This window comes from bacterium (assembly GCA_021372515.1).
Lineage (GTDB): Bacteria > Gemmatimonadota > Glassbacteria > GWA2-58-10 > GWA2-58-10 > JAJFUG01.
The window spans coordinates 1-8,432 of sequence record JAJFUG010000198.1; the positions used below are offsets into that span (position 1 = coordinate 1).

The 8,432-nt window shown below is 61.8% G+C and carries 7 protein-coding genes; 4 read left to right on the forward strand and 3 right to left on the reverse strand.

Features of this window, described 5'->3' with window-relative positions; genetic code table 11:
- From LLH00_17810 to LLH00_17825, 4 genes are all read left to right on the forward strand, one after another.
- On the forward strand, positions 1-2,307 hold a 2,307-nt coding region (locus tag LLH00_17810), incomplete at its 5' end, for an SEC-C domain-containing protein (GenBank protein ID MCE5273137.1).
- Between the two features lie 43 nt (positions 2,308-2,350).
- Complete coding sequence (locus tag LLH00_17815) at positions 2,351-3,139, forward strand: hypothetical protein (GenBank protein ID MCE5273138.1); 789 nt, start codon at positions 2,351-2,353, stop codon at positions 3,137-3,139.
- Between the two features lie 277 nt (positions 3,140-3,416).
- On the forward strand, positions 3,417-5,594 hold the full coding sequence (locus LLH00_17820; GenBank protein MCE5273139.1) for a bifunctional (p)ppGpp synthetase/guanosine-3',5'-bis(diphosphate) 3'-pyrophosphohydrolase: 2,178 nt from the start codon (positions 3,417-3,419) through the stop codon (positions 5,592-5,594).
- A 55-nt stretch (positions 5,595-5,649) separates the two neighbouring features.
- Positions 5,650-6,849, forward strand: a complete 1,200-nt coding sequence (locus LLH00_17825) for a PilZ domain-containing protein (protein ID MCE5273140.1) — start codon at positions 5,650-5,652, stop codon at positions 6,847-6,849.
- A 113-nt stretch (positions 6,850-6,962) separates the two neighbouring features.
- Here LLH00_17825 and LLH00_17830 read toward each other — a convergent pair whose 3' ends face one another.
- From LLH00_17830 to LLH00_17840, 3 genes are all read right to left on the reverse strand, one after another.
- The gene (locus tag LLH00_17830; protein ID MCE5273141.1) at positions 6,963-7,316 is read right to left on the reverse strand and encodes a hypothetical protein; all 354 of its coding nucleotides are present in this window, start codon (positions 7,314-7,316) and stop codon (positions 6,963-6,965) included.
- A gap of 31 nt (positions 7,317-7,347) precedes the next feature.
- A complete protein-coding gene (locus LLH00_17835) occupies positions 7,348-7,800 on the reverse strand; it encodes a PTS sugar transporter subunit IIA (protein ID MCE5273142.1) in 453 nt (150 codons plus the stop codon).
- Positions 7,801-7,963: 163 nt separating this feature from the next.
- The coding region (locus LLH00_17840; protein MCE5273143.1) for a CBS domain-containing protein at positions 7,964-8,432 on the reverse strand (469 nt) is incomplete at its 5' end.

Sequence of the window (8,432 nt, forward strand, 5' to 3'; positions counted from 1 at the left end):
TACGCCATCGTGGACGAGGTGGACAGCGTGCTGATCGACGAGGCCCGCACGCCGCTCATCATCTCGGGCCCGGTGCACGGCACCTCCGACACTTTCAAGCAGTACCGGCCGATGGTGGATGACCTGGTGCGCCTGCAGGTCAAGGAGGTCAACTCGCTCCTGTCCGAGGCCGCGCGCCTTCTGGAGGAAGCCGAAAAGGAGACCGACGGCAAGCAGTCCGACGCCAAGACCTACGAGGCGGGGATCAAGCTGCTGCAAGCCTCGCGCGGCATGCCCAAGAACAAGCGCCTGCTTAAGATCATGAACGAGGTGGGCACCAAGAAACTGCTGTTGCGCGTGGAGGGGGATTTCATGCGCGATAAGAAGATGCCCGAGCTGGACGAGGCCCTCTTTTTCTCGATGGACGAGAAGGGCAACCAGGTGCAGCTCTCGGACAAGGGCATCGACCGGCTGAGCCCCGACGATCCCCAGATGTTCGTCATCCCCGATCTGTCGACCGAGATCGACAAGGTGCAGCAGGACGCTGCGCTCAGCCAGGTGCAGAAACACGAGCGCGTCCAGCGCATCGAGCGCGACTACCTGGACAAGAGCGACCGCATCCACACGATCCACCAGCTCCTGAAAGCCTATGCCCTGTTCGAGAAGGACGTGGACTACGTGGTGCAGGAGGACAAGGTGCTGATCGTGGATGAGTTCACCGGCCGCCTGATGCCGGGCCGCCGGTTCTCGGACGGGCTGCACCAGGCCCTGGAGGCCAAAGAGAGCGTCAAGATCGAGGGCGAGACCCAGACCCTGGCCACAATCACCCTGCAGAACTATTTCCGCCTGTACGACAAGCTGGCCGGCATGACCGGCACGGCCGAGACCGAGGCCAACGAGTTCTGGCAGATCTACAAGCTGGACGTGGTGGTGATCCCGACCAACCGCCCGATCGTGCGCAATGACATGGACGACGTGATATTCCGCACCCGGCGCGAGAAATTCAACGCCATCATCGACGAGATAGTCTCCCTGAACGAGAAGACCCGCCCGGTGCTCGTGGGCACGGTGAGCGTGGAGATTTCGGAAACTCTCAGCCGGATGCTCAAGCGCCGCGGGGTGAAGCACCACGTGCTCAACGCCAAGTACCACCAGCAGGAGGCCGAGATCGTGGCCCGGGCCGGACAGCCCAGCGCGGTGACAATCGCCACCAACATGGCCGGCCGCGGCACGGATATCAAGCTGGGGCCCGGGGTGCGTGAGGTGGGCGGCCTGGCGATCCTGGGCACCGAGCGCCACGAGGCGCGCCGCATCGACTTGCAGTTGCGCGGCCGCAGCGGCCGTCAGGGCGACCCCGGCAGCTCGGATTTCTTCCTCTCGCTGGAAGACGACCTGATGCGCCTGTTCGGCAGCGACCGTATCAGCGGCATCATGGACCGCCTGGGCCTCAAGGAGGGCGAGGTCATCACCCATCCGCTGGTCTCGCGCTCCATCGAGCGGGCGCAGAAGAAGGTGGAGGGCAACAACTTCCAGATCAGAAAGCACCTGCTGGAATATGACGACGTGATGAACCAGCAGCGCGAGGTGATCTACGACCTGCGCCTGTTCGCCCTGGAGGGCAAGGAACTGGACGAGGAGTTCAAGAAGTTCCTGGACGATGCCGCCGGGGTCAAGCTGGACCAGCACATCCTGCCCGGCAGCCCGCCCGAGGAGTGGGACCTCAAGGGCCTCTCGGCCGACCTTCTGCGCACGTTCCTGCTCAGCGTGCCGTTGGAGAAAAAGGATCTGTCGGAACTGAACGCCGAGGACATCCGCGAGCAGGTGCTCGACCTGGTGAACCAGCTCTGGGAGATGAAAGGCCAGGAACTGGGCCCGGACCGCAAGACATTCCTGATGCAGCATATCCTGCTGCGCGTGCTGGATGAGAACTGGCGCGAGCACCTCTATTTCCTGGACTACCTGAAGAGCGGGATCAATTTCCGGGCTTACGGCCAGAAAGACCCGCTGGTCGAGTACAAGAAAGAGGCCTACACCGCCTTTGTCGAGATGATGGAGCGGATCAAGGTGGAGGTGGCCTCGCTGTTCTTCAAGGCGCAGTTCATCGAGGAGAGCGAGATCGACAAGCCGCGCCGTCCCGAGATGACCGCCGTGCACCACGCCACCATCTCGGCGTTCCAGGGGACGCAACCCACCCTGAGCGGGCCGGAGGAGCAGCCGCAGAAAGTGCAGACCGTGCGGCGCGACCAACCCAAAGTCGGACGCAACGACCCTTGCCCCTGCGGCAGCGGCAAGAAATTCAAGCACTGCCACGGACGGGATTCTGTCTGAGCCTGACCACGCCCGATACGGGCCTCACGCGCCGGAGGCGAGGATGGTCGAAATCAGGAAATCCGAGGGTGAGGTTATCCTCTCGCGGGACGAACTGCGCAAGGTGGAAAGCTTCCAGGCCGCTTTCGCCGCTATCTGGAACGAGATGCGCGATTCGGTCGAGGAGTTCGACAACATCATCCTGCGGCATTATTTCAACCGTGAAAACGGCTACCTGGAAGAGCAGCAGAACAACCTGCGCGAGATAGTGCTGCTGCAGGACCGCATGGAAGAGCTGGCCGCGCGTCTGGGCGGCTCGGCGGCCGAGCTCAAGGCTTTCATGAAATCCTTGCAGCAAGGGATGCACGGCGCCGCTCCGGCCGCCCCGCAGTCGCCCGGGCCCTCCGCTCGGCCCAAGTCGAATGGGGCCGGGGACACTGCGGCGGACAGGACTACCGCGGATAAGACGAACGGCGCGCGCCGCAGCCGTCTCCTGCTGTCCGACCGGGACAAGCTGGCCGACAGCTCCCAGCGCGGCGGCGAGATTTCGATCAAGCTGTTTTTCGAGGAACTGGGCCTTCTGCATCCCGAGCGTCACGACCTGCTCCGCGAGATAACCCGTCAGCTCCACGAGCTGCTTTACGAGCGCAAGCTGGTCGGCTACAGCAAGACCTCGCTCGTGTTCGGCCGCGACCGCAGCCTGGAAGAGGTGCTGGTCTCGCTGGAGCCGGTGTTCCTGTCGGAAAGAGTGCGGGAGCTGCTGGCCGCGGAGGCCCTGGCGCCGGGCGGGGCGCGTCTGGTCCTGGGCTGCGGTCCAGGCGGCGAGCTGGTGTACGTGTCCGCCGCGGAGTGAGAAAGCCATCTGTTCGCAGAGTGTCAGGCCCGGCGCGCCCGGGACGGTCTGCCAGGCCTGAGACAGGCCCGGGGCTGTCGGGAGAGCGCCGGGCTGGAACATTTATGGGCCGCCGGGTGGCTGCGATCTTCCGCAGGACGGCAGGTGCAGCCAATTCGCGAGGGCGAGCCGACCGGCATGTGGTGTACAGGTTGGGCTTAAACTGTTATATTTATACAGGTAATTGATCCGTAAACAACTGTGTGATGCCGGTTTCCGGGTACAACGCGGGTGCGCTATGCCGAAGGAAGACCTGTTTAAGGCGTTGGAAAATCACAAGAACCTCGATCTGGAGCTGATCGGGCGGGTCTACGATTTCAGCGCCGCGGCCCACAAGGGCCAGAAACGCAAGTCGGGCGAGGATTTCATCACCCATTCGGTGGAGGTGGTGAAGATACTGCTCGACCTGCGCCTCTACGACAGTGTGTCCATCGCTGCAGCCCTGGTGCACGACGTGATCGAGGACACCGCCCACACTCTGGAGGAGGTCCGCAGCCTGTTCGGCGAGGAGATCGCCGCCATCGTGGACGGCCTGACCAAGATCAGCCGGATGGACGGCTACGCCGCCCCGCGCTCGGAGCAGGACCAGCAGATCGAGAACTACCGCAAGCTGATCCTCTCCATGGCCCGGGACATCCGGGTGATCCTGATCAAGTTTGCCGACCGCCTGCACAACATGCGCACCCTGGACGCTCTGAACGAGGAAAAGCGTTTGCGCATCGCCCGCGAGACGTTGGACATCTACGCCCCGCTGGCCCACCGTTTCGGTATCGCCCTGATCCGCTGGGAGCTGGAGGACTTGGCTTTCAAGCACCTGGAGCCGGCGCACTACAAGGAGCTGGCCAAAAAGCTGGCACAGAAGCGGATCGAGCGCGAGGCCCTGATCGAGCATTTCAAGGACCCGCTGCAGAAAGCGATCAACGAGGCCGGGATCAAGGCCGAGGTCACCGGGCGGCCCAAGCACCTGTACAGTATCTGGCGCAAGATGGAGCGGCGCAACAAGACCTTCGAGGAACTGTACGACCTGCTCGGCCTGCGCGTGCTCACCGAAACCGTGGCCTCCTGCTACCATATCCTGGGGATCATCCACAGCACCTGGACCCCGCTGCACGACCGCTTCAAGGACTATATCGCCACTCCCAAGTCGAACATGTACCAGTCGCTGCACACCACGGTTTACGGCCCCGGCGGGCACCTGATCGAAATCCAGGTGCGCACCTTCGAAATGAACCGCACCGCCGAGTTCGGCATCGCCGCGCACTGGAAATTCAAGGAGCAGCAGAGCGGAGGCCAGAGCGAGCTGGATAAGCGCATGAGCTGGCTGCGCGAGGTGCTGGAGTGGCAGAACGAGGCCACCGATCCCAAGGATTTCCTGGAGTTCCTGAAGATCGACCTGTTCGACGACGAGGTGTTCGTGTTCACCCCGCAGGGCCGCCTGATGAAGCTTCCCGCCGGATCGACGCTGATCGATTTCGCGTTCTGCGTGCACACCGAGATCGGCCTGCACTGCGCCGGGGGCAAGATCGACGGGCGGATCGCGCCGCTGCACACCCGCCTGAAAAGCGGCCAGACCGTGGAGATCATCACCAACCCGAACACCCATCCGAGCAAGGACTGGGTCCAGTTCGTGCGCTCGACCAAAGCGCGCGGCAAGATCAGGGCCTGGATCCGCGAGCAGGAGTTCGCCGACAGCCTCAAGCTGGGCAGGGAAATGCTGGAGCGCGAGCTGCGCAAGCAGCGCCTGCCCAAGATCGATGAGGCCAAGATGAGTGCTCTGTTGCAGCATTTCAACCTCACCGGCCCGGCGGACAAGCTCTACGCCGCAATCGGCCAGGGCAACGTCTCGGTCAGCCAGGTGCTGAGTCAGATCGCCCCGGAGACCATCGAGCACGAGCACAAGCCGCGCGCTTTCGACCGCCTGCTCGACCGTCTGCGCAAGGATTCCTCGGCTATCAAGATCCAGGGGATCGGCAACCTGATGGTCACCTACGCCGGCTGCTGCCAGCCCGTGCCTGGCGACAAGGTGGTGGGCTACATCACCCGGGGACGGGGGGTGTCGATCCACCGCGCCGACTGCCCCAACCTTCTGCGCATGAGCACCGAGCCCGGCCGACGGGTGGGGATCGACTGGCAGGCCGGGGATGACGAGGACTTCATCGTACGGCTGCAGATCACCGGCAGTGACCGCAAGGGCATGCTGGCCGACCTGACCACCGTGATCACCGACACCGGGACCAATATCCAGAGCGCCGAACTCAAGTCGAGCGATTTCGAGTTCACCGGCACTTTCGTGGTCGAGGTGCGCGACCTTAAGCACCTCAACCGGATCATCGCCGCACTGAAAAAAATCCGCGGGGTGGAGAAAGTCACGCGCATGGAGTCGTTCTCCCCCCGGGCGATAGAGAAATCAGGTTGAAATGGCGCACTGAGCCTTATCCCATCCGTTGCTCCAATCCGGCAAGGAGGGTTACATGCAACAGCTCTCCACGGTGCTTGTGGCCGTGCTGCTCAGATTGGCCGAGTTGACCCGGAACCAGCTCATCCCGCACGCCCAGCGCTGGCGTGCGGTGCAGAAAGGCTGGGGCGAATCCAGCTCCCACGCTTCCGAAATCATCCCCTGGGTGATGGGCGTGCTCGTCGTATCCGCCTTCGTGTTCGCGATTGTTTTCACCCGGCGGGAGAGGGCCAAGCAGAAAGAACGCGAATTCGTCTACTACCAGCGCAAGGCCGCGGAGAAAGGCCTGGACCCGCAATGCCTCAAGCTGATGGAGCAGGCTGTCCGCACCATGGGACTGCAGCAGCCTTTCCGCGTGCTCGACTCCTTCGACATTTTCCAGCACCTGATAGAGCAGTACGAGCGCAAGAGCGATTTCTCGGAGCAGGAGCACGCCTATTTCATCCAGATGGTGGAGAAGATCAAGGACACTCTCGGGTTCCGTCAGATCGAGGAGGCCGTGCCGCTGACCACCTCGCGCGAGATCAAGGCCGGCCAGACGGTGAAGGTGAAGCTGGGCCGGGACGGCCAGGAGTTCGAGTACGATTCCTGCGTGCTGGACAATGAGGAGAAAGTTATCACCCTGGATGGCTCGGGGATGGATTTCGGTTTCCTCAGGCTCGGGTTCGACACCACGCTGGAGGTGATTTTTCACCGCGAGGCGGATGCCGGATACAATTTCCTCACCACGATCACCAAGGCGCCGGACCCGGCGCGCAAGCACCTTTTCATCAAGCACCCCAAGAAACTGGAGCGCACCCAGGCCCGCAATTTCTCGCGCATGGAGGTGGTGTTCCCGTTCAGTTACTACCACATCGAAAAAAACAGGTTCAACACCATCGAGATCGACACCAACCTCATCGGCTGCGAGAGCCGTCCGGTCTACCGCGGCGAGAGCGTGGACATCAGCGGCGGCGGGATCGCGTTCAACACTTACCGCAAGGTGAGCCGCGGCGATTTCCTCTACCTGAATTTCCAGATGCTGAGCGAGGAGCACACCGAGCCGCTGCTGGCCGAGGTGGTCTGGAGCGGCAAAGACAAGAAGAACGAAAACCTTCAGCTCGTGCGGGCCCGGTTCTTCAGCATAACCGACAAAATGCAGGACGCGCTGATGAAATTCGTCTACCAGATGCAGCGGCGGGTGGCGCGCCGGATGAAATTCGCGCCCAAGAGGTAGGGCCCCGATCTCCCCGCAGGGTGCACCACCGAACAAAAGCCCCGGTCTCCTTATACAGGAGGCTGGGGCCTTGTGTTGTCAGGCGTATCGGGCTGTTTAGGCCCGGCACGGCTTCAGTCGATACGGTACAGTATCCGTCCGCAATGGTTGCAGAACTCGATCACGTCCTGGTGCTCGGTGACCAGCTTGCTGCCTGTGGGCGCCGAGACGAAACAGCCGTAGCAGACTCCGTTCTTCACCGGGGCCATCGGGCGGTCGTATTTTTCGGCGATACGCAGGAAACGATGGTACAGCACCGGGTCGAGCTGTTCGGTAACCTCGCGGATGGATTCCTCGATCCGCTCTTTTTTGTCGAGGGCGAAACCCATCTGCTCATACTGCTCCACGACTTGGAAGTCCTGCATCTCCTTTTTCAGGCTGAGCAGGTCCTGCAGGAACATGAGCAGTCTCAACTGGCTTTCTTTCATCAGAAACGGCACCGTGTAAGAGTGAAGGAGTTCAGTTCGGGATGTCTTCGAGGAGTTTCAGGAACTCCGGTATCTCCTTGATCTCTTTCAGCTTGGCGCCGATATCCTGTATCTTGCAGAATTGGGCCACCTTGCCCAGCACGGGCAGGTAGTAGTTGGAGATTTCGATCGGCGGGGCAACGATCAGGAAGAAGAAATTGGCCGGCTTGCCGTCGATGGACTTGAAATCCAGTCCCTCGCAGTGACGGCCGAAAGCGACATTGAGCTTGTCCACCACGAGCGAGCGGCAGTGGGGGATGGCAAACCCCTTGCCGATACCGGTGGAGCCGAGATTCTCGCGCTTTTTCAGCATCTTGAACAGCATGTCCTTGGCTTTCTCATCCAGCTTCAGCAGGTTGATGAGCTCCAGCAGGACCGCGTCCTTGTCCGTCGCCTTGAGGTTGAGATTGACGTTGGTATTGTTGAAAAGCTCCTTCAATTCCATCTGATCCGTCTCCAGACAAAGAAATGAGACCTTCCGGCCGCCGGGCTTACTGGGTCCGGAAAGGCCGCTGAATTGCCTGAATCCAAGCCAGGCACATATCTAAACATTAAAGCCGCGCGGTACAGTGTCAAGCATTTTCGTATTTCTTTTTTCGGAGAGGGCTTCAGTCGATATGGACCAGGAGCTCCTTGTTGTAGCGCGCCATGACATCGCTGCGGGTCAGCAGACCGAGCAGCCGGCTGCGGTCTGACGGGTCGACCACGGGCAGGTGGTCCAGATCGTGGAGGCCGAAACGGTTGAGCGCTTCGAGCAGCGTATCCCCCGGGCTGACCGTGAGCACGTCCTCCCGCAGCACGTCCCGCGCCAGGATCAGGTCGGCAAGCCCGCTTTCGAGAAGGATCGTGCGCAGGTCCTGGAACGAGATCATCCCCAGGAACCGTCCCTGGCTGTCCGTGACCGGCAGGTCGCTATAGCGGCTGCTCTGGAGCAGGCCCAGGATCTGGTTGAGGCTCATCTGCTCGGTCACCGTGTCCGGTTTGCGGTCGTAGACCTGGTCCACGGTGATCCGGGTCATGGCCGACATGTCGGTCCCGTGGTAGACTTTCTCGCCCATGCGGGTCAGGCGGTACGTG

What these genes read in the sequence shown, in the direction of transcription:
- LLH00_17815 (MCE5273138.1), top strand. Translation starts at nt 2,351, where the DNA reads ATGGTCGAAATCAGGAAATCCGAGGGTGAGGTTATCCTCTCGCGGGAC.
- LLH00_17820 (MCE5273139.1), top strand. Translation starts at nt 3,417, where the DNA reads ATGCCGAAGGAAGACCTGTTTAAGGCGTTGGAAAATCACAAGAACCTC.
- LLH00_17825 (MCE5273140.1), top strand. Translation starts at nt 5,650, where the DNA reads ATGCAACAGCTCTCCACGGTGCTTGTGGCCGTGCTGCTCAGATTGGCC.
- LLH00_17830 (MCE5273141.1), bottom strand. Translation starts at nt 7,316, where the DNA reads ATGAAAGAAAGCCAGTTGAGACTGCTCATGTTCCTGCAGGACCTGCTC.
- LLH00_17835 (MCE5273142.1), bottom strand. Translation starts at nt 7,800, where the DNA reads ATGGAATTGAAGGAGCTTTTCAACAATACCAACGTCAATCTCAACCTC.